Here is a 24245-nt window from a genome sequence, read left to right on the forward strand (position 1 = left end):
TCTCCCCACTATCAGCCGGCGGCGTCCGCCGCGCGCTTCAGGATGCGGTCGACGTGGGTCAGGCCGGCGTCGATCTCGTGCTGGCGGTCGAGCGAGGCGATCTCGGCGAAGCGGGCGGCGACGGCCTCCGGCGTCCGCTCCCCCTCGGGCAGGAAGACGCCGTCCGATTCGACGATGGCGAGCCGGGCGTAGGTGCCGGCGCCGGCGAGGATCACCGTGCGGCTCGGCGCCCGTTCCGACACCAGGAACAGCGCCGCCGGGGTGACGAAGTCCGGGTTCAGCCGGGCCAGCGCCGTCTCATCGAGGATGTCCGACGTCATGCGGGTCGCCGCTGTCGGCGCCACCGCGTTGACGTGGATGCCGTTGCGGACGCCTTCCAGATGCAGGACGTTCATCAACCCGACCAGCCCGGCCTTCGCCGCCCCATAGTTGGACTGGCCGAAATTGCCGTAGACGCCCGAGGTCGAGGTCGTCATCAGGACACGGCCGTAGTTCTGCGCCCTCATGATCGGCCAGACCGCGTGGGTGACGTTGGCCGCCCCCATCAGATGCACGTCGACGACCGAGCGGAAATCCTCCAGCTCCATCTTGGCGAAGCTCTTGTCGCGCAGGATGCCGGCGTTGTTGATCAGCACGTCGATGCGACCCCACAGCCCGTGGGCGCGTTCGACCATCGCCGCGACCTGCGCCGGGTCGGTGACGTTCGCCCCGTCGGCGACGGCCTCGCCGCCGCGGCCGCGGATCTCCGCGACCACGGTCTCGGCCGCGTCCGAGGCGCCGCGGCCGTCGCGGCCGCCGCCCAGATCGTTGACCACCACCTTGGCGCCGCGCGCCGCCAGTTCCAGCGCGTAGCCACGCCCCAGGCCGTTCCCCGCCCCGGTGACGATGGCGACGCGCCCGTCGAAACGGATGCCGTCCGGCCCGATGCCGTCCGATTGAATGCTCATGCTGCGTCCACCTGTTCTTTCAAAAGGGTCAGGATGATCCAGTCGGCCGCCAGCGCCGGCTTGCCGTCGCCCTCGACCTCCACCGTCACGGCGTAGCGCGCGACCAGTTCCCGCTCCGACCGGCGGGTCGCCTCGCTCAGCACGAAGCGGGCGCGGACCCGCGCGCCGGAGCGGACCGGGGCGAGGAAGCGGACACGGTCGAAGCCGTAATTGATGACCATCGCCTCCCCGGCGATCGCCGGAAGCACGCCTTCCCCCATCGCGGTCAACAGCGACAGCGACAGGAAGCCGTGGGCGATGGTTCCGCCGAAGGGGGTGTCGCGCTGCGCGCGCTCGGGATCGACATGGATGAACTGGTGGTCGTCGATGACGTCGGCGAAGGCGTCGATGCGCGTCTGGTCGATCACGAACCAGCGCGACACGCCGATCTCGGTGCCGGCGCGCCGCTCCAGATCCCCGGCGGGAATGGGTTCGGTCATTGGGCGTCTTCCCATGGTCGTTTGGGTGCGTGCCCACGAAGTTTGCTTGCGTCACGCACAAAAAACATACCAAGTAGTATGTGAGCGCGCCCGCACTGTCCAGGCAGAAATGTTGCCTGCCGGATGGATTGGTCCTAGCTTCGCGGAATCGGTCCACGCCGGTCTGTCGCGGCGGGGTCATGCGGGCGGAACAGGTTGATCGCCGACGAACTTATCGAGTTGGAACTGGACGATGAGCAGTGAAAAGAGCCCGCTGTCACCCCGCATCGACAAGACCGGGAACATCGAGATCCTGATTGCCGCCGCCGAATGCTTCATGGAGCAGGGTTATCACGCGGCGAGCATCGACGACGTGGCGCGGCGTCTTGGGTCCACGAAGGGACGCATCTACCATTACTACCGCTCGAAGACGGAGCTGTTCTTCGACGTCCATCGCGAGGGCATGCGCCGCAACTTCGAGGCCGTCACCCCGGCGATGAAGGGGCCGGAGCCGGCGGCGCAGCGCCTCAGCGCCATGTTCCGCCAGCACGCCCTGTCGATGATGGAGAATCTCGCCCTTGAGGCGGTGGTCGTCCAGGGCGTGGAGATGCACCGATTCGGCGCCACGACGCCCGAGCAGCGCCGCACGCTCGCCGAGCTGATGACCGTGCGCAACGACTTCGAGAGCCTGTTCAAGCGGGTCGCCTACGAGGGCGTCGAGGATGGCTCGATCCGCACCAGCGACGTGTCGGTGGCGGTCAAGGTGGCGCTCGGCGCTATCAACTGGCTGTCGATCTGGTACCGCCCCCGCCCGGCGGAGACGCGCGACGACCGCGAGATCCTCGCCGACAAAATCGTCGAGTCGATCATGCAGGGGCTGAACGCCCCGGGGTGAACAAAGCCCCTCTCCTTCAGGGAGAGGGGCTTTGTTCTTTGCCTGCTCCGTCCCTCAGGCGAGGCTTTCGCGCTTGAGGCGGATGCCCGCCGCCTCGCGGTCCCAGCAATCCTCCGTCAGGCCGTCGGCGCGCAGAGCGTGCTTCTGGAGCTTGCCGCTGGCCGTCTTTGGAAGCTCCTCCACCACGCGGACGTAGCGCGGCACCATGTAGTGCGCCACGCGCGCCGCCAGGAAATTGACCAGTTCGGCAGGATCGACCACGGCGCCGGGAACCGGGGCGACCACGGCCAGGACCTCGTCCTCGCCGACCTCGCTGGGAACGGCGACGGTCACCGCCTCGCGCACCGCCGGGTGGGCGCAGATCTCCGCCTCCAGTTCGAAGGAAGAGATGTTCTCGCCCCGGCGGCGGATGACATCCTTCAGGCGGTCGACGAAGAAGAAGCGCCCGTCCGGCTCCATGCGGAAGGCGTCGCCGGTGTGGAACCAGCCGTTGCGCATGGCCGCCACCGTCGCCTCCGGATTGCGGTAATAGCCGGAACCGAGCGCCCAGGGCCGGTGCGAGCGGATGATCAGCTCGCCGACCGTGCCCGGCGGCAGCTCCGCGTCGTTGGCGTCGACCACGCGCAGTTCGAAGCAGGGCCGCGCACGGCCGCACAGGCCTGGCACCATCCCGTCCGGCCCGGCGGTCTGCGGCCCCGCCGTCAGGGGGCTGGCGATCTCGGTCATGTTGTAGACGGTGTGGAGTTCGACACCGAAGCGCTGGCCGAACCGGGGCGCATCCTCTCCAAAGGGAACGATGAAGACCTTCTTGAGGGTATGGTCATGGTCGCGCGGGTTCGGCGGGGCCTTCAGCAGGAAGCTCGCCATGACGCCGAGCAGCAGGACCACCGTGCTCCCGGTGTCGCGGATCGAGTCCCAGAAGTCACCGGTGCGGAACTCCGGCACCATCGCCATGGAGCCGCCCTTGCCCAGCATGCAATAGACGTAAAGCGTGCTGCCGCAATGGAAAATCGGCCCGCAGATCATGCAGCGGTCGTCCGCCGTGATGCTGGTGAAGGCGTCCGGCCCCATCGCGTGGATCTGCACGTAGGAGGTCACGACCCCCTTCGCCGCCCCGGTGGTGCCCGAGGAATACATGATCGCGTGAGGATCCCAGGGCTGGATCGGCCGGTCGAGCTCCAGGCTCAGATCGGAACCGGCCGGCGCGTCGACCAGCGGCGCCATGGTGACGCCGGGCAGGTCGGGCGGCGCCGAGTCCGCCGCGCCGACGGTGAGGATCCTGGCCAGCGGCCCGCGATCGATCTCGGCCAGACGGCCGAGCAGGGCCGCATGCGCGATCATCACCGAGGCGCCGGCGTTGTCCAGCATATGCTCCAGCGGACGGCCCCGGCTCGCCGTGTTGAGCGGCACATAGACCGCGCCGAGATAGTTGATGGCGAACCAGGCGGTCAGCAGATCCGGCCCGTTCCCCATCCAGCACAACACATGGTCGCCCTGGCGCACGCCCTGCGCCCGCAGGGCGGCGGCGCGGCGGCGGACGCGCTCCAGCGTCTCCCGATAGCTCCAGGTATCGCCCCTCCAGAAGGTGACGAACACCGCGTCGGGCTGCCGTTCTGCCTGCCGTTCCAGAAGATTGCGCAGCACGCATTCGTCCGCCGAGGGGATCCTCGCCCATTCATCGCCGTGCATCGCCACCAAGCCTCCCTCTCATCCAACCGTCACACCGTTGAGCCCCCGGCGGGGACCGTTGACCATATGTTTGCATCACGAACCAAAGCATTGCAACATACTCGGTAGAATGTTAGGTGATTGGAACTGGCGGACCCCAGCGCCGGAACCGAAGGGAAAGGAACAGACGGAATGAGGCTTGTGTCGATCGAGCGGCTGGATGGCGTGGCGCTGGTCCGCTACGACCGCGGCGGACGCGCCAACGCCCTGAACGCGGCGGCGATGGAGGAGCTGACGGACGCCGCCCACCGGCTGCGCACCGACGGTTCCCTGCGGGCCGTGGTGCTGACCGGCGCCACGACGGTGTTCTCCGGCGGCCTCGACCTGTCCGACCCACGGCTCTGGCCAGCCGGCGCGGACGCGCTGGAACAGCACGCCGCCGTCGAGCGTGGCCGCGCCCTGTGCGAGGCCTGGGCGGCGCTTCCCCAGTTCACCATCGCCGCCGTCGAAGGGGCGGCGATCGGCGGCGGCGGCGTGCTGGCGATGGCGCTCGACTTGCGCATCTTCGGGCGCGGCGCGCATCTGCGCCTGCCCGAGGCGCGGCTCGGCTTCAACCTCGCCTGGGGCGGGCTGCCGCGTCTGGTGTCGCTGGTCGGCCCGGCACGGGCCAAGCGCCTTCTGTTCACCGACCTGCGGGTCGATTCGCCGCTGGCCCTCGATTGGGGCCTCGCCGACCTCGTCGCCGAGGACGGGACCGTCGTCGCGGAAAGCCTGCGGCTGGCGCAGGACGCCGCGATGGTTCCACCGCTGGCCCTGCGCATGACCAAGCGCGCCATCGACGCCCAGTCCGATCAGACGCGGCTGGCCCATGGCGACAGCGACCAGTTCCTGCTCGGCCGCCTGCTGCGCGACGCCGCTGCCGGCGCCTGAACCCCATCCACGCAAAGCATCACCAGAACCGGGAGGATCAACGCATGAAGACGCTCAAGACGGCTCTGCTCGCGGGCATGGCCGCCGTCACCCTGACCGGCGCGGCGCAGGCGCAGGTTTCCGACAACGTCGTGAAGATCGCCGTGCTCGACGACATGACCGGCATCTACGCCGACCTCGCCGGGCGCGGCTCGGTCATCGCCGCGCAGATGGCGGTCGAGGATTTCGGCGGCAAGGTGAAAGGCGCGCCGGTCCAGGTCGTCTTCGCCGACCACCAGAACAAGGCCGACATCGCCGCCAGCATCTCCCGCCAATGGATCGACCGCGAGCAGGTCGACGTGATCGTCGACGTCGGCAACTCCGCCGCGGCGCTGGCGGTGCAGGAGGTGACGCGCGAGACCGGCCGGGTCCATCTGAACTCCACCGCCGGCAGCACCGAGCTGACCAACGAGAAATGCTCGCCCACCGGCGTGCACTGGACCTACGACACCTACGCGCTCGCCAACGGAGCCGGCCGCGCCCTGACCCAACAGGGCAACAAGAAGTGGTTCTTCATCACCGCCGACTACACCTTCGGCCGCAGCCTGGAGACCAACACGTCGAACGCGGTCAAGAAGGCCGGCGGCGAGGTGCTGGGCACGGTGCGGGCGCCGGTCGCGACACCGGACTTCTCCTCCTTCCTGCTCCAGGCGCAGGCGTCGGGGGCGCAGGTGGTGGCGCTCGCCAACGCCGGCGGCGACTTCGTGAACGCGGTGAAGCAGGCCAACGAGTTCGGCCTGTCCCAGAGCGGCCAGAAGATGGTCGGCATGCTGGTCTTCCTGACCGACATCGACAGCCTCGGCCTCGACGTGACCAAGGGGATGGTCATCACCACCGGCTGGTACTGGGACACCGACGACCGCACGCGGGAATTCGCCAAGCGCTTCGGCCAGCGGCACGAGGGCAAGATGCCGACCATGGTGCAGGCCGGCGTCTATTCGGCGGTTCTGAACTACCTGAAGGCCATCGACGCCACCGGCACCGACAAGGGCCTGACCGTGGTCAACCAGCTCAAGTCCATGCCGATCGAGGACATGTTCGCCCGCAACGGCAAGGTCCGCGCCGACGGCCGCATGGTCCACGACATGCATCTCGTCGAGGTCAAGAGCCCGGCCGAATCCAAGGGGCGCTGGGATTATTACAAGATCCTCAGCACCATTCCGGGCGACGAGGCCTTCCTGCCGCTGGCCGAAAGCAAGTGCCCGCTGGTGAAGGGCTGAGCCCCGCCCTTCCGCCGGTCACGTCAGGTTCGTCACCTTGTCGTTGATCACGCGTGGCCGGCGCAGGACGATCAGGCTGAGGCCGGCCACCGTGACCAGACCGCCCACCACCAGACGCCAGGACAGCGGCTCTCCCAGCAGCAGCACGCCCGACGCCACCCCGACCGCCGGCAGCAGCAGCAGGTAGGGCACCGTCTGGTTGACGTCGTAGAGCCGCAGCAGGCGGTACCACAGACCGTAGGCGACGATCGTCGCCATCACCGCGATGAAGGCCAGGGCTCCCCAGCCCACCAGCGTGGCGTTGCGGATGGCGGCGATCTGGTCCTGCTCGACCAGCAGCGACAGCGTCAGGAGCTGCGGCGCCGCGAACAGCGCCATCCAGGCGTTGAGCGTGAAGCCCTCCACCGATTCCAGCCGCTTGATCTGCACGCTGCCCAGCGCGAAGGCGAGGCTGGCGGTGACGACCAGCAGCAACGGCACCGGATTCTCGATCCGCGCCGGCTCGCCGGCCAGCAGCGCCACCCCGGCGAAGGCGATCACCATGCCGAGCGTGCGCCGCCAGCCCAGCCGGTCCTTGAAGAAGATCGCCGCCATCAGCGAGGAGAACGGCACCTGGAGCTGTGCCGCCACGGAGGCGGTGGCGGCGTCCAACCCTTTGATGCCCATGAACATCAACGGAAAATGCACGGAGCCGAGCACCATCGACAGCAGCAGGATCCCGCGCAGCCGGCCCCACGGCACCCGCACGAAGGGCAGCAGCAGCGCCGCGACCAGCGTGAAGCGCAGCCCCATCAACAGGAGCGGCGAGAATTCGGCGAGCGCCAGCTTGGCGGCGACGAAGTTCACCCCCCACAGCAGCACGACGACCAGCGCCAGCCCGATGTCCTGGACGCTCATGCCCCGAAACCATCCGGCGCTCCGGATTCCGGCGTTCCGGACAGGGCGGCCGGTTGCACCGCCGCCGTGGCGCGGCGCTTGAAACTGCCCTGCGCCGTCGCGATGACCGCCCCATCCTCGTCGATGATCCGGCTCTCCGCGAAATAGACGCTGCGGCCCCCGCCGGTCACCCGCCCGACGGCGCGAATCCGGCCCTCGGCGACGCGGGCGACATAGTTGATGGACAGCGACAGGGTGGCCGCGTGGCGCTCCTCGCCCGGCTCCGCGCTGAAGAGGCCGGAGTAGCCGCAGGCCGCATCCAGCATCGTCGCCATCACCCCCCCTTGCAGGCTGCCCTGCCGGTTGAGGTGGCGGGGCTCGATCAGCAGCTCGAACTCGGCCAGATCGGGCTGCCACCGGCACAGCGTCAGGCCGATCATCGTCAAAAAGGGGTTGTGGTCGAGGTTGAGGTCCATGGCCGTGCCCGTCGGGTGGGGATGCGGGTGAGCGTCGCCGGCAAACGCAGCCCCGAGGATGCGCCCGCCGGACGGGTCGTTACGCCGGCCATCTCCTTGGAATTCCCCGCCTGGAAATTCCGTTGGCCGGAATGTTTTCCCATGATGCGACGCGACGGTAGAGGTTGCCAAAAGCCCCTGTCAAGCGGCCGCTGACCCGGCAGGGCTGCGCTGCGGCAAAGGCAGGGCTGGGCGGGCGCTTCCGGTTCGAACGGGCCGGCCCCCCTTGGACGCTCGGATAATTCCCTACCGAGCGCTCCCGCCGTCTCCGAGAAGCTCGCCGACGAGGGGGGAGTCCGGATCGGCCAGATCCTCGATGACGTTGTAATGATGGCGAGCGGCGGCCTGCCGCTCCCTCATGCGCGCATCCAGGCCGCTCCAGATGTTGGCGAGAAGGGCATTCTGGCGGATGAATTCCGGCCGCTCGTCCGCCCCCACCCAGCAGGTCACCGACACGCCGGGATGCGGCATCGCCAGGGCCGGGCTTTCACGCACGGCCTCCTCACCGTCGAGCCCGAGAGTCTGGTTCATCGCCGTCTTCAGCAGCGGGCGCAGATCGTGCAGCCCGCTGATGGAGACCGTGTGCACGACCCGCTCCCGCACCGCCCGGGACAGGCCGGCATCGGCGCAGAGCAGGCGGGTCACCAGATGGCCGCCGGCCGAATGGCCGGTCAGGCGCAGGGGGCCGGCGGTCCACCCGGCGACCGCCTCCACCGCCCGCTCGATCTGGCGGGTGATGCCGCCGATCCGCGTCGCCGGGCACAGCGTGTAGCTGGGCATGGCGACGCGCCAGCCATGGGCGAGCGCGCCGGCCGCCAGATGCGACCAGCTCGACTTGTCGAACGCCTTCCAGAAACCGCCATGCACGAAGATCACAGTTCCCGCCGCCTCCCCTGCCGGGTGGAAGAGATCGAAGACCTCGCGCGGCAACGGCCCGTAGGGACGGTCAAGCTCGGCCCTCCCCGCCGCCGCCATCGCCGCGCGGAAACCGGCGGCGGCGGCGGCCCATTTCGCCGGATAGGCACTGCCGCCCTCGATGTGGGCGCTGTTGGCGTAGGCGTCGTCCCAATCGATGGGCCCCGGACCGGCCGTCGTGACCATCGGGTCGTCTCCTCCCTTGAGGTTGGGCGCGTTCAGCCGCCCGTCTTTTCCAGATGCTGCTTCAACGCGCCAAGCCCGTCCAGCAGCCCGCGCTTGACCGGCTCGTCGAGCCCGTCCAGCAGCCCGACCACCCACTGCTCATGCTCGCCGGCCATCGCCAGGAAGCGCGCGCGCCCCTCGTCGGTCAGGCGGATGATGTTGGTCCGGCGGTCCCGGGGATGCGGCTCGCGGCGGACGAAGCCGTCCTCGACCAGACGGTCCACCAGGCTGGTGATGGCGCCGTTGGACACCATCATGCGGTGCGACACCTCGGTCATGGTCAGCCCGTCCTCGACCCGCTCCAATTGCGACAGCAGGTCGAAGCGGGCCAGCGAAATGCCGAAATCGCTGGTGATGCGGCTTTGCAGGACGGATTCGATCCGGCTGGCGCAGAACAGCAGGCGCAACCACAGCCGGATGTCGGCGTGGTTGCCGGCGTCCGGGTCCATCCGCTGGTCCCGCTTGCGCGGGCTGGTCACTTTCGCTGCCATGGCCTGTCCTTGAATGTCCCGGCGAATGTCCGGCGATCGCCGGCCGGCACTCTCCCGTGTCCGCCGCCCGATGTCGAGGGGGGAGGAAGCCCCTGCCCTACAGCACGGTGCGGACCCGCCAGAGCTCCGGGAACAGCTCGACCGCCAGCATGTTGCGCAGATAGGGGACGCCGCCGGTGCCGCCGGTCCCCCGCTTGAAGCCGATGATCCGCTCCACCGTGGTGACGTGGTTGAAGCGCCACCGGCGAAAGTAATCCTCAAAGTCGACCAGCTTCTCGGCCAGCTCGTAGAGCGGCCAGTGGCGGTCCGGATCCTGGTAGACGATCCGCCAGCTCTCCGTCACGCCGTCTTGCGGCCGGTGGGTTTGCGACACGTCGCGCTCCAGCACCTCCGCCGGCACGGGAATGCCGTTGCGGGCGAGCAGGCGCAGCGCCTCGTCGTACAGGCTCGGCCGCGTCAGCTCCTCCTCCAGCCGCGCCCGGATCTCCGGCCGGTGCTCGTGGGGCCGCAGCATCGCCCTGTTGCGGTTGCCGAGCAGATACTCGATCTCGCGGTACTGGTGCGACTGGAAGCCCGAGGACTGGCCGAGATCGCCGCGGAACTTGGTGTATTCGCTGGGCGTCATTGTGCGCAACACGTCCCAGGCGGAGTTGAGCTGCTCGAAGACGCGCGAGACGCGGCTCAGCATCTTGAAGGCGGGCGACAGCCGGTCGTCGCGGATGGCGTCGCGCGCGGCGCGGATCTCGTAGACCGCCAGCCGCATCCACAGCTCCGAGGTCTGGTGCTGGATGATGAACAGCATCTCGTCATGGGCCGTCGAGCGCGGGCGTTGGGCGTCGAGAATGCGGTCGAGCTGGAGATAGTCGCCGTAGGACATGCGTCCGTCGAACGCCATCTGCGCGCCCTCGGCCGCGGGATCATAGGGACAGGACTGCTCAGGGTCGCTCATGTCACGGTCGCCTTGCGGTGATAGTCGGGGCGGTCCCACAGCCGGCCGGCCAGGACCGTCTCCAGCACGGCTACGGCGGCGCGCAGTTCGTCGGCGCCGATGTAGAGCGGCGTGATGCCGAAGCGCAGGATGTCGGGCGCGCGGAAGTCGCCGATCACGCCACGGTCGATCAGCGCCCGCATAATGGCGTAGCCCTGCGGGTGGCGGAAGGACACCTGGCTGCCGCGCCGGGCGCCGTCGCGCGGCGAGGCCAGGGCCAGCTCGGGGCAACGCGCCTCCACCTCCGTGATGAAAAGGTCGCACAGCGCGATGGACTGCCGGCGGATGTCGGCCATGTCGACCCCGTCCCAGACGTCGAGCGCCGCGTCGAGCGCCGCCAGCGCGATCACCGGCGGCGTGCCGACCCGCATCCGCTCCACCCCGGCGCCGGGCCGGTAGGAGGGGTCGAAGGCGAAGGGCGCCGCGTGCCCCATCCAGCCGGACAGCGCCGGACGGGCCGCGTCGGCGTGGCGCGGCGCCACGTAGATGAAGGCCGGCGCTCCCGGCCCGCCGTTCAGGTACTTGTAGGTGCAGCCCGCCGCGAAGTCGGCGCCGGCGGCGGCGAGGTCGACCGGCAAGGCGCCGGCCGAATGGGCGAGATCCCAGACGGTCAGGGCTCCGGCGGCGTGGGCGCGGGCGGTCAGCACCGCCATGTCGTGTTTCCGGCCGCTGCGGTAATCCACCTCGGTCAACATCAGCACGGCGACGTGGTCGTCAATGGCGGCCTCCACCGCCTCGGGCTCGACCAGCTCCAGCCGGTGGCCCTGGCCGAGCGTGGCGATCAGCCCCTCGGCCATGTAGAGGTCGGTCGGGAAGTTGCCGGTGTCCGACAGGATCACGCGGCGATCCGGATTCAGCGCCAGCGCCGCCGCCAGCGCCTGGTGGATCTTGATCGACAGGGTGTCGCCCATCACCACGCTGCCCGGCGGGGCGCCGATCAGCCGGGCGACGCGGTCGCCGACGCGGCCCGGCTGCGTCATCCAGCCGGCATCGTTCCAGCCGCGGATCAGCCGCGTGCCCCATTCCTCGGCCAGCGTGCGGGCGACCCGCTGCTCGACGCCGGCCGGCAGCGGCCCCAGCGAGTTGCCATCGAGGTAGATCACCCCCTCGGGAATCCGGAAGAGCGCGCGCGTTCCCTTGAAATCGGTTTGGGTGAAGTCGGTCATGCCTGCTCCTGTTCGCGCAGGCGGAAGCGCTGGAGCTTGCCGGTGGCGGTGCGCGGAAGCGATTCCACGAACCTCACCGAGCGCGGGTATTTGTAGGGGGCGATGGTCTGCTTGACGTGCTCCTGCAAACGCAGGACGGTGGCGCCGTCCGGGGCGACGCCGGCCGCCAGCACGACATACGCCTCGACGATCTGGCCGCGCGCCTCGTCCGGCACGCCGATCACCCCGCATTCCAGCACGTCGGCGTGCGCCAGCAGCGCCGCCTCGACCTCCGGCCCGGCGATGTTGTAGCCCGACGAGATGATCATGTCGTCCGACCGCGCGGCGAAGTGGAAGACTCCGTCCTCGTCCTGCACGAAGCTGTCGCCGGTCAGGTTCCAGCCGCCGCGCACGTAATCGGCTTGCCGGGCGTCGGCGAGATAGCGGCAGCCGGTCGGGCCGCGCACCGCCAGCCGGCCGATGGTGCCGCGCGGAACCTCCGCCATGTCGGCATCGACGATCCTCGCCTCGTAGCCGCCGACCGGCCGGCCGGTCGCCCCCGCCGTGGCGTCGCCGAAGCGGTTGGTGAGGAAGATGTGCAGCATCTCGGTGGAGCCGATGCCGTCGAGGATCGGCTTGCCGGTCTTCTCCATCCAGCGGTGGAACACCGGGGCCGGCAGCGTCTCCCCGGCCGAGACGGCGACACGCAGGCTCGACAGGTCGGCCCCGCCCTCCATCGCCGCCAGCATGGCGAGGTAGGCGGTGGGGGCGGTGAAGCAGACGGTCGCCTTGTAGGTCTGGATGATGGCGATCATGTTGGGCGGCGACGCCGTCTCCAGCAGGGTCGCCGTCGCGCCGAAGCGCAGCGGGAAGATCGCCAGCCCGCCGAGCCCGAAGGTGAAGGCCAGCGGCGGCGAGCCGACGAAGACGTCGTCCGGCGTCACCCCCAGCACCTCGCGCGCGTAGCCGTCGGCGACGATCAGCAGGTCGCGGTGGAAATGCATCGTCGCCTTCGGCTGGCCGGTGGTGCCGGAGGTGAAGGCGAGCAGCGCCACGTCGTCGCGCCCGGTGTCCACCGCCTGGAAGCGCACCGGCTTGTCGAGCGCCGCGCGGTCAAGTTCCGCGTCGTGGTTGGCCGTCCCGTCGAAACCGACCACCCGTTTCAGGAACCGGCTGCCGGCCGCGCAATCCTGCAAGTCCGCCATCAGGCGGGTGTCGCAGAGGGCGAGTCCGATCTCCGCCTTGTCGACGATCTTGGCCAGCTCGCCGCTGCGCAGCATCGGCATGGTGTTGACCACCACCGCCCCGGCCTTGGTCGCCGCCAGCCAGCAGGCGACCAGCGCCGGGTTGTTGGCGGAACGGATCAGCACCCGGTTGCCCGGCCGCACCCCGTAATCCTCGACCAGCGCGTGGGCGAGGCGGTTGGTCCAGTCGGCGAGTTCCTTGTAGGTGCGGCGCCGGCCGTTGCCGATCAACGCGACATGGTCGCCGAAGCCCTTCTCCACCATGCGGTCGGTCAGCTCGACCGCCGCGTTCAGGCGCTCCGGATAGGCGAAGCCGTCGAGGAGGAAATCCGGCAGCAGCCCCGGCGGCGGCAGATTGTCCCGTGTGAAGCTGTCGGTGTGCGCGGTCGGTCCAAGCATGGCGTCACTCCTCTCGCACGGAGTCGCGGGCAGTCGTGGGCAGTCGTGGGCAGGGCCGTAGAACGATGATGATCCCGCCGAAAACTGGTTTCAACTATAGAATTTTTAAGATTGAAATTTCCGTATCGCGGCCGGACCGGGGCGGAAGCGCCGGTCAGTCCGGCACCACCGCCTGGGCCTGGATCTCGATCCTGGCGCGATCCTCGACCAGCGCCGCGACCTGGACGGCGGCGATGGCCGGGTAATGGTTGCCCATCACCGCGCGGTAGACGGCGCCGATCGCCTTGCGGTTGGTGAGATAGTCGGTCCTGTCAGTGAAATACCAGGTCATGCTGGTGACATGCTCCGGCCCGGCGCCGGCCTCGGCCAGCACGGCGACGACGTTCTCCAGGGTCTGGCGGACCTGTCCGACGAAATCGTCGGTCTCGAATTCGCAGGCCGCGTTCCAGCCGATCTGGCCGCCGACGAAGACCAGCCGGCCGCGCGCGGCGATTCCGTTGGCGTAGCCGACCGGCTTGGCCCAGCCCTCGGGCTGAAGGATCATGTGCATGAGGCGTCTCCCGCCGAAGGGTCGAGGTAAGCGGTCATCGCCGCGCGCAGATCGTCCGGCCAGGGTTGCGCCGCGTGGGTTTCCAGCGAGGTGCAGACCACCGACTGCGCGGCGCGGAAGCGCGGGGAATCGCCGACGCCGACCGTGTGGCGCAGTTCCGCCGAGGAGCGGCCGATGCGCGCCACCGACAGCCGGCAGGTCAGCCGCTCCCCGAGGAAGGAGGGGGCGACGAAGGTCGCCGTCAGCGCCGCCGTCGGCAGGCCGACGCGGCGCTCCGTGATGGTCACCCGCCAAGGGAAATCCATCGCCGCCCACCAATCCTCGACCACCCCGTTCAGCAGATCGAAGCAGCGTGGAAAATAGACGATGCCGGCCGGGTCGCAGTCGGCGAAGCGGACGATGCGTTCGGTGACGAAGTCACGCCCGGTGACGAGAGCCGCCATGGTCACGCCTCCTTCAGCAATTCGCGGGCGACGATCAGCGTCTGCACCTCGGTGGCGCCCTCGTAGATGCGCAGGGCGCGAATCTCGCGGTAGAGCCGCTCCACGGTCTCGCCCGAGCGCACGCCGCGCCCGCCGAACATCTGCACGGCGCGGTCGATCACCGCCTGCGCCGTCTCAGTCGCCGTCATCTTGGCCATCGCGGCTTCGCGCGTCGTCGGCAGCTTCTGGACGTCGCGCCGCCACGCCGCGCGGCAGGTCAGCAGCGCGGCGGCGTCGATGCCGGTCGCCATCGTGCCGAGCGCCGCCTGGGTCAGTTGCAGGTCGGCCAGCGTCCCGCCGAACATCCGGCGGCCCCTGGCGTGGGCCAGCGCCTCGTCGAGCGCCCGGCGGGCGAAGCCGAGCGCCGCCGCCGCCACCGAGGCGCGGAAGACGTCGAGCGTGCGCATGGCGATCTTGAAACCCTCGCCGGGGAGCCCAAGACGGCGATCCGCCGGGATGCGGCAGTTCTCGAAGCGGATCGTCGCCAGCGGGTGCGGTGCCATCACCTCGATCCGCTCGACCACCGAGAAGCCCGGATCGTCGGCAAGGACGACGAAGGCCGAGATGCCACGCGTGCCGGGCGCCTCGCCGCTGCGGGCGAAGACGGTGTAGACCCCGGCGATGCCGCCGTTGGAAATCCAGGTCTTCTCGCCGTCCAGGACATAGCCGTCGCCGTCGGCGCGGGCGGTGCAGGCCATGGCGGCGACGTCGGAGCCGGCGTCCGCCTCCGACAGGGCGAAGGCGGCCAGCCACTCGCCGCTGCGCACCTTGGGCAGCACGGCGGCCTTCAGCGCCGGCGAGCCCGCCAACCCGACCGCCCCGGTGCCGAGCCCCTGCATGGCGAAGGCGAAATCGGCGAGCCCGTCATGCCAGGCCAGCGTCTCGCGCGCCAGACAGACGCGGCGGGAATCGATGGGCGGGGCGCCCGGCGCTTCCGAGGCGACGCAGGAATCGAGCAGCCCGGCCTCGCCGAGCCGCCGCGCCAGCGCCGCGCAGGCGGCGTCGGTGTCGGCATGGTCGATGCCCGCCAACCCGCCCGAGCGCACGAAGCCGTTAAGCTGTTCAGCGAAGGCCCGGTGTCCGGGATCGAAGAAGGGCCAGTCGAGGTGGTCGCGGGACGGCCCGTTTCCGGAATCGGGAAAGGGTTGGACGGTCACGGCCTCAATCCCCCTTGAAAACCGGCGTGGTCTTCGCGGCGAAGGCCTCGAAGGCGCGGCGGAAGTCGTTGGTCGCCATGCAGATGGCCTGCGCCTGCGCCTCCGATTCGATCAGCGCGTCGATGCCCATCGCCCATTCCTGGTTCAGCATCGTCTTGGTCATGCCGTGGGCGAAGCAGGGGCCGTCGGCCAGCGAGCGGGCCAGCGCCAGCGCCTCCTCCTCCAGGGACTCCGGCGGGACCAGCCGGTTGTGGAAGCCCCAGGCCGCCCCCTCCTCGGCGCTCATGGCGCGGCCGGTGAACAGCAACTCGGCGGCGCGGCCCTGGCCGATGATTCGGGGCAGGATGCCGCAGGCGCCCATGTCGGCGCCGGCCAGACCGACGCGGGTGAACAGGAAGGCGGTCCTGGCGCGCGGCGTCGCCAGCCGCAGGTCCGACGCCATCGCCAGGATCGCCCCCGCCCCGGCGCACACCCCGTCGATGGCCGCGACGATGGGCTGCGGGCAGGCGCGCATCGCCTTGACGACGTCGCCGGTCATGCGGGTGAAGGCCAGCAGCTCCGGCATCGCCATGCGGGTCAGCGGCTCGATGATCTCGAAGACGTCGCCGCCGGAGGAGAAGTTGCCGCCCGCCCCGGTCAGCACCACCGAGCGCACGTCCGAGGCATAAACGAGATCGCGGAACAGGTCGCGCAGTTCGGCGTAGCTGTCGAAGGTCAGCGGGTTCTTGCGGTCCGGACGGTTGAGCCGGACGGTGGCGACCCGGCCGTCGTCGCTGGTCTCGAACAGGACATGCTCGGCCGTGCGGTCCTTGAAGGGGCGCTTCTGCATGCGGGTCATCCTCCTGCCATTTCGCCGCCGTCGACGGCGACCGCCTGCCCGTTGATCGAGGCCGCCCCCGGCGAGACCAGCCACAGCACGGTCGCGGCGACCTCCTCCGGGCGGATCAGGCGGCCTTGCGGATTGGCGCGGGTCAAGCTGGCGGCGGCCTGCTCCGCCGTGCGGCCGGTCTTGGCGGTGATGGTGCGGATCGCCCCGTCGAGCAGCGGCGTGTCGGTGAAGCCGGGACAGACCGCGTTGAAGGTGACGCCGCTGCGGGCGAACTCCACCGCCAGCGCGCGCATCAGCCCGACGGCGCCGTGCTTGGCCGCGCAATAGGCGGAGACGTAGGGGTAGCCGGCCAGCCCGGCGGTCGAGGCGACGGTGACGACGCGCCCCCCGGCGCCGCGCGCCTTCAGGTCGGGAAGGACCGCCTGCGTCACCTGGAACACCCCCGTCAGATCGACGGCCAGCACATGGGCCCAGAGGGCGGCGTCGGTGGCCTCGAAGGGCGCGCTCGGCGCCTCCCCGGCGTTGTTGACCAGGATGTCGAGCGGGCCGAAGGCGGCGCGCGCGTCGGCCAGCCCGCCGTCGATGGCCGCGCGGTCGGTGACGTCGAAGCCGGGCAGCGCCAGGGCGCGCGCCCCGCCCGTTTGACCCGCGCCGATCTGTTCGGCGACCTCCCGCAGCGGCTCCGGCCGGCGGCCGGCGAGGCTGACCCGCGCCCCGGCCGCCGCCAGCGCCAGGGCGACGGCACGGCCGATGCCGCTGCCGGCGCCGGTCACCAGGGCGTGGCGCCCGTCGAGCATCCCGGCCGTCATGACGAACGCCCCCCCGCCGTGGTCACCGCCGCGCGGGCGAGGTTGGTCTCGAACTGGGTCTTGCCCGAGCGGTATTGCTTCGGCCAGGGCAGGTCGGTCACGCCGATCCTTGCCGCCTCGTGCAGGGTCCAGGCCGGGTCGGCCAGATGCGGCCGGGCGATGGCGCAGAGATCGGCCCGCCCGGCGGCAATGATCGAGTTGACGTGGTCGGCCTCCGAAATCGCGCCGACCGCGACGGTCGGGATGCCGACCTCGTTGCGGATGCGGTCGGAAAAGGGGGTCTGGTACATCCGGCCATAGACCGGCGCATCGTCCGCCATCACCTGTCCCGACGAGCAGTCGATCAGGTCGGCCCCGGCCTCCTTGAACAGCCGGGCGAAGACAACGGCGTCGTCGGGGGTGTTGCCGCCGTCGGTCCAGTCGTGGCAGGACAGGCGCACCGACAGCGGCCGGTCCTCCGGCCAGGCGGCGCGAACGGCATGGAAGACCTCCAGCGGGAAGCGCGCCCGGTTCGCGTGCGGGCCGCCGAAGTCATCGGTGCGCCGGTTGGTCAGCGGCGACAGGAAGCTCGACAGCAGATAGCCATGGGCGCAGTGCAGCTCCAACAAATCAGCGCCGGTCCGTGCCGCCAGCGCCGCCGCGTTGCGGAACTCCGCGATCACCCGCTCCATGTCGCTCCGGTCCATGGCACGCGGCAGCGCCGACTGCGGGAGATAGCGCAGCGCCGAGGCCGAGATCAGCGGCCACGCCTCCGCCGCGTCGAGCGGCTGGTCGATGCCCTCCCAGGCCCGCCGTGTCGCCCCCTTGCGCCCGGCATGGCCGAGCTGGATGGCGAATTTGGCGTCGGAATTGCCGTGGATGAAGGCGGCGATGCGCGCCCAGGCCGCCGCCTGCGCCTCGGTCCACAGGCCGGCGCAGCCGGGGGTGATGCGGGCGTCGGGCGACACGCAGGTCATCTCGCCGAACACCAGCCCGGCGCCGCCCAGGGCGCGCGACCCGAGATGGACCAGATGGAAGTCGCCGGGCACGCCCTCCTCGGCCGAATACATCGCCATCGGCGAGACGACGACGCGGTTGGGCAGCGTCACCCCGCGCAGCCGCAGCGGCGTGAGCATCGGCGGCGGCGCCCGCTCTTCGGTGCCGGCGCCGTTCGTCCCGGCACCGTCCGAAACGGCGCGGCCGGCGAACCAGCGCTCGTACCCTTCCAGCCACGCCTTGTCGCGCAGCCGCAGATTCTCGTGGCTGATCCGCTGCGAGCGGGTCAGCATCGAGTACATGAACTGCTCGGGCTCCAGCCGGTCGGCGTAGCGGCTGCCGGCGACCTCGAACCACTCCATCGCGTTGCGCGCCGCGTTCTGGATGCGCGCCACATCGACCCGCCGCACGTCCTCGTAGGCGGCGAGCACCGCCGGGATGCGGTCGGCGTCATGGCCGAGCGTCTCGAACTGGCGGGCCAATTCGATGGCGTCGTCCACCGCCAGCTTGGTGCCCGACCCGATGGCGAAATGCGCGGTGTGCGCCGCGTCGCCCATCAGCACGACGTGGCTGTTTCCGTTGAAATGGCTCCAGGCGCCGCAGACCAGCCGGTTGAAGTTGAGCCAGGAGGAGCCGCGCGCGTGCCGCGCGTTGGACAGCAGCGGCGCGCCCTCCAGCGTCTCGGCGAAGATGTCCTCGCAGAAGGCGATCGAGGCGGCCTGATCGGCCGTGTCCAGCCCGTGCGCCCGGAAAGTCTCCTCGGTCGTCTCGACGATGAAGGTCGAGGTCCGGTCGTCGAACTTGTAGATGTGCGCCTGGAACCAGCCGTGGCCGGTCCTGCGGAAGTCGAAGGTGAAGGCGTCGAACCGCTTCCCGGTGCCGAGCCAGACGTAGCGGTTGGGCCGCACCACCATGTCGGGCCGGAAGACGTCCGTGTAGCGGTTGCGGATGCGGGAATTGACGCCATCGCAGGCGACGATCAGGTCGGCGTCGGGAAACTCCAGGTCGGACTCGACCTCGCGCTCGAACAGCAGTTCGACGCCGAGATCCTCGCAGCGCCGTTGCAGGATGTTCAGCAGCGTCTTGCGGCCGATGCCGACGAAGCCGTGGCCGGTGGTGCGCATGCGGCGGCCCTTGATGCGGACCTCGATGTCGTCCCAATGGTTGAAGGACCGCTCGATCGCCGCCGCCGTCTCGGCGTCCCACAGCGTCATCCCCTGCATGGTCGCGTCGGAGAAGACCACGCCCCAGCCGAAGGTGTCGTAGGGACGGTTGCGCTCCACCACGGTCACGGCGTGCGCCGGGTGCAGCTTCTTCATCAGCAGCCCGAAATAGAGTCCGGCCGGACCGCCGCCTATGCAGACGATGCGCACGCCTCCCTCCTTCCCGCCGCCCGCCTTGTTTGTCGGCGATACTGATGTTTTAGCATTAAAATATATAGCCGTCAAATTCCTCCGGGCGATCGGACCGTAGGAATGGCGATGCCCCGACCCCGCTTGGCCTTGCGGGATCGGGGGCACCGGCTTGCTTGGAGAAACGGGCGGGAACGCTCAAACGGTCAGATGCGGGCACCCAGCGCCGCCGCGCCCCAGGTCGTCCGCCAGCGACCCTTGATGCCGGTCAGCCCGACCAGGGCCAGCAGCGCCAGCAGGGCGAAGACCAGGAAGCCCGCCTGATAATTGCCGAACATCTGCTTGGCGTAGCCGAGGCTGGAGGCGAGGTAGAAGCCGCCGATCCCGCCGGTCATGCCGACCAGCCCGGTCATCACGCCGATCTCGCGCCGGAAGCGCTGCGGCACCAACTGGAACACCGCGCCGTTGCCCATGCCGAGCGCCAGCATGGCGACCACGAACACGGCCAGAGCCGCCCAGGCGGTCGGCAGGCCGAAGCTGATGACGATCAGCGCGGCGGCGGCGACCATGTACATCATCGTCAGCGTGCGGATCCCGCCGACCCGGTCGGCCATGGCGCCGCCCAGCGGACGGACCAGCGACCCGGCGAAGACGCAGGCCGCGGTGAAATAGCCGGCGGTGACCGCGCTCAACCCGTACTGGTCGTTGAAATAGATGGTCAACGACGAGGCCAGCCCGACGAAGCCGCCGAAAGTGACGCTGTAGAAGAACATGAACCACCAGGCGTCGCCCATCTTCAGCACCTGGAGATAGCTGAGCAGCGGCTTCGGCGCCGGGCAGTCCGGGCTGTTCCTGGCAAGGATCAGGTAGACGACCAGCGTCGCCGCCAGCGGGATGGCGGCGAGGCCGAGCACGTTGTTCCAGCCGAAGATCAGCGCCAGCGACGGCGCGAACAGCGCGGCCAGCGCGGTGCCCGAATTGCCGGCCCCGGCGATGCCGAGCGCGGTTCCCTGATGCTCCGGCGGGTACCAGCGCGAGGCGAGCGGCAGCGCCACCGCGAAGGACGCCCCGGCGACGCCGAGCACGACGCCCAGCAGGATGACCTGGGTGAAGCTGTGGATGCCGAAGTGCCAGGCGGCCAGCAGCCCGGCGATCACCACGAGCTGGCACAGGGTTCCGGTCAGCTTCGGCTTCAGGTGATCGACCAGAACGCCGTTGACCATGCGCAGCAGCGCGCCGGCCAGCACCGGCGTCGCCACCATCAAGCCCTTCTGGGCGGGGGACAGCCCGAGATCCTGGGCGACCTGCACGCCCAGCGGCCCCAGGATCACCCACACCATGAAGCTGAGGTCGAAATAAAGGAACGCAGCGAACAGCGTCGGCAGGTGCCCCGCCTTCAAAAAGCCCGTCTTCATGCGAACTCCCAAATGTTGACGGCTTCCGGAAGCGGGCCGCGCGCGGCGGCGCGCCGTCCGGAAACGATGATCCGACCGACCGACGGACCATCGTTGGCCGCGTGGCTTTGGTCCCGTGGCGGGCCGTCGTCTCCGCCTTTGGAGGGGCCCACGTCATCCGCTCGTCCCTTCGCAAGAGTTGGGCCATCCTTTCGCATCTGCAAAAGCCCTCGGGAGAAGAGACTTTGGATTGGCTCCGGCCGAACCATTCCGTCCTTAAGTGCTTATTTCTTTGGCGCACCCTGCCTTATTGCCCACCGAATGGGCGCGAGCCGCCGGGCTTGGCGGCCCGAGGGGCGCCAACCCTTGGAAACGCCGTGGCACTCCGCGTGCACAAGGGCTCTTCCCACCCGTCCCCTCATCCCAAGGAATGGAGCCGGTCGTCCGATGAACGGTTCGTTGCAGGTTCAGTTCGGCATCGCCTCCGACACCGGGCGGCGTCCGCGCAACGAGGACTACGCCGGGGTCTGCCTCGCCTCGCCGGGCCGGCGGGTCCGCCAGGGCATCGTCGCGGCGCTGGCCGACGGGGTCGGCGGCGCCAAGGGCGGCCGCATCGCGGCCGAGCTGGCGGTGCGCACCTTCATCGACGGCTATTACGCCCAACCGGAGCCGCTCGGCGTCCAGCGCGCCGCGGCGCGGGTGATCGAGGCGGTCAACCGCTGGATCGTCGCGCAAGGGCGGGCCGACCCGACGCTGGAGAACATGGCCTCGACCTTCGCGTGCCTGATCCTGCGGCACCGCAACGCGCATGTCCTGCATGTCGGCGACAGCCGGGTCTACCGGCTGAGCGACGGCCAGCTCACCCGCCTGACCGAGGACCACACGCTGAACCGGCCCGACCACGCCCATGTCCTCTACCGCGGACTCGGCATCGAGGAGGCGGTGCGGCTGGACTACGGCGTTCACCCGTTGCGCCTGCACGACCGTTTCCTGCTGTGCAGCAACGGCGTGCACGGGACTCTGACCGACGTTGCCCTCCGCAGCCTGCTGATGCGGCGGGACACGCCGGAGACGGCGGCCCGGCTGATCGTCGACACCGCCCTCGACGCCGGCAGCAGTGACAACGCCAGCGCCGTCGTCGTCGACATCGTCGGGCTGCCCGCCGTCGAACACACCGAGCTGGAAAGCGTCGCCGCCAACCTGCCGATCCTCGCTCCTCCGGCGGCCGGCGAGGAGCTGGACGGTTTCCGGCTGGACGCTCCGCTGTCGGACGGGCGCTACAGCCGGCTTTTCCGGGCGACGAACCTGGAGGACGGGCGCGCGGTCGTCATCAAGTTCCCGCAGCCCGAGGTCGCCGCCGACAAGACCTTCCGGCTCGCCTTCGTCCGCGAGGCCTGGGTCGCGGCACGGGTGCGCAGCCCCTGGGTCGGCGAGGTGATCGAACTGCCGCCGGGCCGGCAGACCCGGCTCTACACCGTCATGCCCCATTACGAGGGCGAGACGCTGGAGCAGCGGCTGCGCCGCAAGCCGTCCCTGACCCTGGCGGAGGGGGTGGAGATCGCCATCACGCTGGCGCGCGCCCTGTCGGCGCTGCACCGGGCCGGCATCATCCACCGCGACATCAAGCCGGACAACATCATCCTGGGGCGGGGCGGCCGCCTGACGCTGATCGACCTCGGCGTCGCCCGGCTGCCGCAGCTCGAGGAGTTCCCGACCGCCGACGTGCCGGGCACCCCCAGCTACATGGCGCCGGAGCTGTTCGCCGGATCGGCGGGCGACGAACGCTCCGACCAGTTCGCACTGGCCGTCACCATCCACCGCGCGCTCAGCGGCGGCGGCTATCCCTACGGCGAGGTCGAGCCCTTCTCCCGCCCGCGCTTCGGCAAGCCCGTTCCGCTGGCGCGCGGGCGCGGCGACGTCCCGGCCTGGTTCGACCAGATTCTGGCGCGGGCGCTGTCCCCTGCCCCGGCCGACCGCTTCGGCGACGTCATCGAGTTCGCGCAGGAGCTGGAGAACGCGCTGGCGCACGGCCGGCCGGAGATCGTCCGCAGACGACCGCTCTACGAGCGCAACCCGGTCCTGGTCTGGCAATGCGTGTCGGCGGCGCTGCTGTGCGCGGTGCTGGCGCTGCTGACGCGTGGCTGAGCGGGCAGTTGAGCGGACGGCGCGTCATACGGTCGCATGGAGCAACCCGCCCGCCGCGGCGGCGCCTTCTCGCTGGTGCGGGATGACCGATCCGCGATAGTCTTCCGGCATCGTCCGGAGGCTTGCCCCGCTCCGGCCGGGTCGTTTTCTCCGGGCACCCGTCACCGTCCCGCGACGCGCATCACCGTGCCCCCTGACCTCTTCCCCTCCGACAACGCCGATCCCGTGGAATCTCCCGCCATGCCGTCCGTGCTGGTGGTGGACGACGAGGAGGGCATGCGCAGCTTCCTGTCGCGCGCGCTCGCCCGGCGCGGCTGGCGGGTCGAGACCGCCGGCAGCGCCGAGGACGGCGCCCGCGTGCTGGAGCGCGCGCATGTCGATCTGGTGATCCTCGACATCGCGCTGCCGGGCCGGTCGGGCCTCGACTGGCTGAAGGAGCTGGTCGGCACCGGCTTCGCCGGCGAGGTGATCCTGATCACCGCCTTCGCCGACATGAACACCGCCATCGACGCCCTGCGCTCCGGCGCCGCCGATTTCGTGCTGAAGCCCTTCCGCATCGAGCAGATCCTCAACTCCATCGACCGCTGCATCGAGCGCGCGCGGCTGACCCGCGAGAATTTCGTGCTGCGCCGCCAGCTCTCCTCGCGCGAGAGCGGGCGCGAGGAGATCGTCGGCCAGTCGGACTCGATGACCCGGCTGCGGACGCTGGTGCGGCGCGTGGCGCCGACCCCCTCCACCGTGCTGATCCAAGGCGAGTCCGGCGTCGGCAAGGAGCTGGTTGCCCGCGCCCTTCACGAATACTCCAACCGCGCCGCCCACCCCTTCGTCGCGGTGAACTGCGCCGCCATCTCCGCCGACCTGATCGAGGCCGAGCTGTTCGGCCACGCCAAGGGCGCCTTCACCGGGGCGAAGGAGTCGCGCAAGGGGCTGTTCTACTACGCCCATGGCGGCACCCTGTTCCTCGACGAGATCGGCGAGCTGTCGCTGACCCTGCAATCCAAATTGCTGCGGGTGCTGGAGGAACGGCGCATCCGCCCGGTCGGCAGCGAGCAGGAGGTGCCGGTCGACGTCCGGCTGGTGACGGCCACCAACCGCGACCTGAAGGCCGAGGCTGGGCAGGGCCGCTTCCGCCCCGACCTGTTCTACCGGCTGGAGGTGATGACCCTCACCATCCCGCCGCTGCGCCAGCGGGCGATGGACGTGCCGGAACTGACGGCGCTGTTCATGCGCCACCTGTCGGCCCGCCTCGCCGTTCCGCCGCTGCCGGTGACGCCGGAGGTGACGCGGGCGCTGATGGCCCATTCCTGGCCGGGCAACGTGCGCGAACTGCGCAACTTCGTCGAGCGCTCGCTGCTGTTCGGCGAGTTCCCGCTGAACGACCTGGACAACGCGGCCGGCGGCGGCCACGCGGCGGGCGCGCTCTCCTCGCCGGCCCCCTCGCCCGCCAACGTGCTGCCGCTCGCCGAGGTGGAGAAGCGCCACATCCTGGTGGTGCTCGGCCAGTGCGGCGGCAACAAGACGCGTGCCGCCGAACTGCTCGGCGTGTCGCGCAAGACGCTCGACCGGAAATGCGCCGAATGGGGGGTGTAAACTGGGG

Annotated in this window: 22 protein-coding genes; 5 read left to right on the top strand and 17 right to left on the bottom strand. The window is 70.0% G+C overall.

What is annotated here, in order from left to right:
* Nucleotides 1–11: 11 nt before the first annotated feature.
* Nucleotides 12–947 carry an SDR family NAD(P)-dependent oxidoreductase gene (locus JN22_RS32495; protein WP_085558055.1) on the bottom strand — a complete coding sequence of 312 codons (936 nt, stop codon included), beginning with the start codon at nucleotides 945–947 and terminating at the stop codon, nucleotides 12–14.
* Complete coding sequence (locus tag JN22_RS32500; protein ID WP_085558056.1) at nucleotides 944–1426, bottom strand: MaoC family dehydratase; 483 nt, start codon at nucleotides 1424–1426, stop codon at nucleotides 944–946. Before JN22_RS32500 ends, JN22_RS32495 begins: the two co-directional genes overlap by 4 nt.
* 232 nt (nucleotides 1427–1658) lie before the next feature.
* On the opposite strand from JN22_RS32500, the gene JN22_RS32505 reads away from it, so the two are divergent.
* Entirely contained in the window at nucleotides 1659–2300 is a 642-nt protein-coding gene (locus tag JN22_RS32505) for a TetR/AcrR family transcriptional regulator (protein WP_085558057.1), read from the top strand.
* A gap of 54 nt (nucleotides 2301–2354) precedes the next feature.
* Here the strand turns inward: JN22_RS32505 and JN22_RS32510 are convergent, their stop codons facing one another.
* On the bottom strand, nucleotides 2355–3989 hold the full coding sequence (locus JN22_RS32510) for an AMP-binding protein (protein WP_085558058.1): 1635 nt from the start codon (nucleotides 3987–3989) through the stop codon (nucleotides 2355–2357).
* Nucleotides 3990–4160: 171 nt separating this feature from the next.
* Here JN22_RS32510 and JN22_RS32515 point away from each other — a divergent pair, with 171 nt between their 5' ends.
* Both JN22_RS32515 and JN22_RS32520 read left to right on the top strand, forming a co-directional pair.
* The gene (locus tag JN22_RS32515) at nucleotides 4161–4898 is read left to right on the top strand and encodes an enoyl-CoA hydratase/isomerase family protein (protein WP_085558059.1); all 738 of its coding nucleotides are present in this window, start codon (nucleotides 4161–4163) and stop codon (nucleotides 4896–4898) included.
* A gap of 44 nt (nucleotides 4899–4942) precedes the next feature.
* Nucleotides 4943–6157, top strand: coding sequence for an ABC transporter substrate-binding protein (locus JN22_RS32520; protein ID WP_085558060.1), 1215 nt, complete (start codon nucleotides 4943–4945; stop codon nucleotides 6155–6157).
* Nucleotides 6158–6175: 18 nt separating this feature from the next.
* Here the strand turns inward: JN22_RS32520 and JN22_RS32525 are convergent, their stop codons facing one another.
* From JN22_RS32525 to JN22_RS32590, 14 genes are all read right to left on the bottom strand, one after another.
* Nucleotides 6176–7054, bottom strand: coding sequence for a DMT family transporter (locus tag JN22_RS32525; protein WP_085558061.1), 879 nt, complete (start codon nucleotides 7052–7054; stop codon nucleotides 6176–6178).
* Complete coding sequence (locus tag JN22_RS32530) at nucleotides 7051–7509, bottom strand: PaaI family thioesterase (protein ID WP_085558062.1); 459 nt, start codon at nucleotides 7507–7509, stop codon at nucleotides 7051–7053. The genes JN22_RS32525 and JN22_RS32530 overlap by 4 nt, the downstream gene beginning before the upstream one ends.
* A gap of 285 nt (nucleotides 7510–7794) precedes the next feature.
* On the bottom strand, nucleotides 7795–8649 hold the full coding sequence (locus JN22_RS32535; RefSeq protein WP_085558063.1) for an alpha/beta hydrolase: 855 nt from the start codon (nucleotides 8647–8649) through the stop codon (nucleotides 7795–7797).
* A 32-nt stretch (nucleotides 8650–8681) separates the two neighbouring features.
* Nucleotides 8682–9179, bottom strand: a complete 498-nt coding sequence (locus JN22_RS32540; RefSeq protein ID WP_085558064.1) for a MarR family winged helix-turn-helix transcriptional regulator — start codon at nucleotides 9177–9179, stop codon at nucleotides 8682–8684.
* 97 nt (nucleotides 9180–9276) lie between these two features.
* Nucleotides 9277–10128, bottom strand: coding sequence for a tryptophan 2,3-dioxygenase (gene kynA / locus JN22_RS32545; protein ID WP_085558065.1), 852 nt, complete (start codon nucleotides 10126–10128; stop codon nucleotides 9277–9279).
* Nucleotides 10125–11333, bottom strand: coding sequence for a kynureninase (gene kynU / locus JN22_RS32550; RefSeq protein WP_085558066.1), 1209 nt, complete (start codon nucleotides 11331–11333; stop codon nucleotides 10125–10127). The genes kynA and kynU overlap by 4 nt, the downstream gene beginning before the upstream one ends.
* Complete coding sequence (locus tag JN22_RS32555; protein WP_085558067.1) at nucleotides 11330–12955, bottom strand: benzoate-CoA ligase family protein; 1626 nt, start codon at nucleotides 12953–12955, stop codon at nucleotides 11330–11332. Before JN22_RS32555 ends, kynU begins: the two co-directional genes overlap by 4 nt.
* A 154-nt stretch (nucleotides 12956–13109) precedes the next feature.
* Nucleotides 13110–13505 carry a RidA family protein gene (locus JN22_RS32560; RefSeq protein ID WP_085558068.1) on the bottom strand — a complete coding sequence of 132 codons (396 nt, stop codon included), beginning with the start codon at nucleotides 13503–13505 and terminating at the stop codon, nucleotides 13110–13112.
* On the bottom strand, nucleotides 13496–13948 hold the full coding sequence (locus JN22_RS32565) for an acyl-CoA thioesterase (RefSeq protein ID WP_085558069.1): 453 nt from the start codon (nucleotides 13946–13948) through the stop codon (nucleotides 13496–13498). Before JN22_RS32565 ends, JN22_RS32560 begins: the two co-directional genes overlap by 10 nt.
* Before the next feature lie 2 nt (nucleotides 13949–13950).
* A complete protein-coding gene (locus JN22_RS32570; RefSeq protein ID WP_085558070.1) occupies nucleotides 13951–15144 on the bottom strand; it encodes an acyl-CoA dehydrogenase family protein in 1194 nt (397 codons plus the stop codon).
* A gap of 4 nt (nucleotides 15145–15148) precedes the next feature.
* Nucleotides 15149–15973: an enoyl-CoA hydratase family protein gene (locus JN22_RS32575; protein ID WP_223678020.1), complete on the bottom strand. Its 825-nt coding sequence runs from the start codon at nucleotides 15971–15973 to the stop codon at nucleotides 15149–15151.
* 5 nt (nucleotides 15974–15978) lie between these two features.
* Nucleotides 15979–16782 (bottom strand): SDR family NAD(P)-dependent oxidoreductase, encoded by an 804-nt coding sequence (locus JN22_RS32580; RefSeq protein ID WP_085558072.1) that lies wholly within the window; start codon nucleotides 16780–16782, stop codon nucleotides 15979–15981.
* A complete protein-coding gene (locus tag JN22_RS32585; protein ID WP_085558073.1) occupies nucleotides 16779–19130 on the bottom strand; it encodes a bifunctional salicylyl-CoA 5-hydroxylase/oxidoreductase in 2352 nt (783 codons plus the stop codon). The genes JN22_RS32580 and JN22_RS32585 overlap by 4 nt, the downstream gene beginning before the upstream one ends.
* Nucleotides 19131–19315: 185 nt before the next feature.
* Nucleotides 19316–20524, bottom strand: a complete 1209-nt coding sequence (locus tag JN22_RS32590) for a nitrate/nitrite transporter (protein WP_085558074.1) — start codon at nucleotides 20522–20524, stop codon at nucleotides 19316–19318.
* Between the two features lie 426 nt (nucleotides 20525–20950).
* Between JN22_RS32590 and JN22_RS32595 the strand changes: the two genes are divergently transcribed.
* Entirely contained in the window at nucleotides 20951–22648 is a 1698-nt protein-coding gene (locus tag JN22_RS32595; protein WP_085558075.1) for a bifunctional protein-serine/threonine kinase/phosphatase, read from the top strand.
* Between the two features lie 240 nt (nucleotides 22649–22888).
* A complete protein-coding gene (locus JN22_RS32600; RefSeq protein WP_085558076.1) occupies nucleotides 22889–24238 on the top strand; it encodes a sigma-54-dependent transcriptional regulator in 1350 nt (449 codons plus the stop codon).
* Nucleotides 24239–24245 lie beyond the last annotated feature (7 nt).

Origin of the sequence: Azospirillum agricola (genome assembly GCF_020005195.1) — a bacterium.
GTDB classification, from domain to species: domain Bacteria; phylum Pseudomonadota; class Alphaproteobacteria; order Azospirillales; family Azospirillaceae; genus Azospirillum; species Azospirillum agricola.

Bases quoted from the DNA above. Each gene is read 5' to 3' on its own strand.
- JN22_RS32530 (WP_085558062.1), bottom strand. From the start codon at position 7,509: ATGGACCTCAACCTCGACCACAACCCCTTTTTGACGATGATCGGCCTG.
- JN22_RS32555 (WP_085558067.1), bottom strand. From the start codon at position 12,955: ATGCTTGGACCGACCGCGCACACCGACAGCTTCACACGGGACAATCTG.
- JN22_RS32540 (WP_085558064.1), bottom strand. From the start codon at position 9,179: ATGGCAGCGAAAGTGACCAGCCCGCGCAAGCGGGACCAGCGGATGGAC.
- JN22_RS32590 (WP_085558074.1), bottom strand. From the start codon at position 20,524: ATGAAGACGGGCTTTTTGAAGGCGGGGCACCTGCCGACGCTGTTCGCT.
- JN22_RS32575 (WP_223678020.1), bottom strand. From the start codon at position 15,973: ATGCAGAAGCGCCCCTTCAAGGACCGCACGGCCGAGCATGTCCTGTTC.
- JN22_RS32595 (WP_085558075.1), top strand. From the start codon at position 20,951: ATGAACGGTTCGTTGCAGGTTCAGTTCGGCATCGCCTCCGACACCGGG.
- JN22_RS32515 (WP_085558059.1), top strand. From the start codon at position 4,161: ATGAGGCTTGTGTCGATCGAGCGGCTGGATGGCGTGGCGCTGGTCCGC.
- kynU (WP_085558066.1), bottom strand. From the start codon at position 11,333: ATGACCGACTTCACCCAAACCGATTTCAAGGGAACGCGCGCGCTCTTC.
- JN22_RS32565 (WP_085558069.1), bottom strand. From the start codon at position 13,948: ATGGCGGCTCTCGTCACCGGGCGTGACTTCGTCACCGAACGCATCGTC.
- JN22_RS32520 (WP_085558060.1), top strand. From the start codon at position 4,943: ATGAAGACGCTCAAGACGGCTCTGCTCGCGGGCATGGCCGCCGTCACC.
- JN22_RS32580 (WP_085558072.1), bottom strand. From the start codon at position 16,782: ATGACGGCCGGGATGCTCGACGGGCGCCACGCCCTGGTGACCGGCGCC.
- JN22_RS32525 (WP_085558061.1), bottom strand. From the start codon at position 7,054: ATGAGCGTCCAGGACATCGGGCTGGCGCTGGTCGTCGTGCTGCTGTGG.
- JN22_RS32560 (WP_085558068.1), bottom strand. From the start codon at position 13,505: ATGCACATGATCCTTCAGCCCGAGGGCTGGGCCAAGCCGGTCGGCTAC.
- JN22_RS32600 (WP_085558076.1), top strand. From the start codon at position 22,889: ATGCCGTCCGTGCTGGTGGTGGACGACGAGGAGGGCATGCGCAGCTTC.
- JN22_RS32505 (WP_085558057.1), top strand. From the start codon at position 1,659: ATGAGCAGTGAAAAGAGCCCGCTGTCACCCCGCATCGACAAGACCGGG.
- kynA (WP_085558065.1), bottom strand. From the start codon at position 10,128: ATGAGCGACCCTGAGCAGTCCTGTCCCTATGATCCCGCGGCCGAGGGC.
- JN22_RS32510 (WP_085558058.1), bottom strand. From the start codon at position 3,989: ATGCACGGCGATGAATGGGCGAGGATCCCCTCGGCGGACGAATGCGTG.
- JN22_RS32495 (WP_085558055.1), bottom strand. From the start codon at position 947: ATGAGCATTCAATCGGACGGCATCGGGCCGGACGGCATCCGTTTCGAC.
- JN22_RS32500 (WP_085558056.1), bottom strand. From the start codon at position 1,426: ATGACCGAACCCATTCCCGCCGGGGATCTGGAGCGGCGCGCCGGCACC.
- JN22_RS32535 (WP_085558063.1), bottom strand. From the start codon at position 8,649: ATGGTCACGACGGCCGGTCCGGGGCCCATCGATTGGGACGACGCCTAC.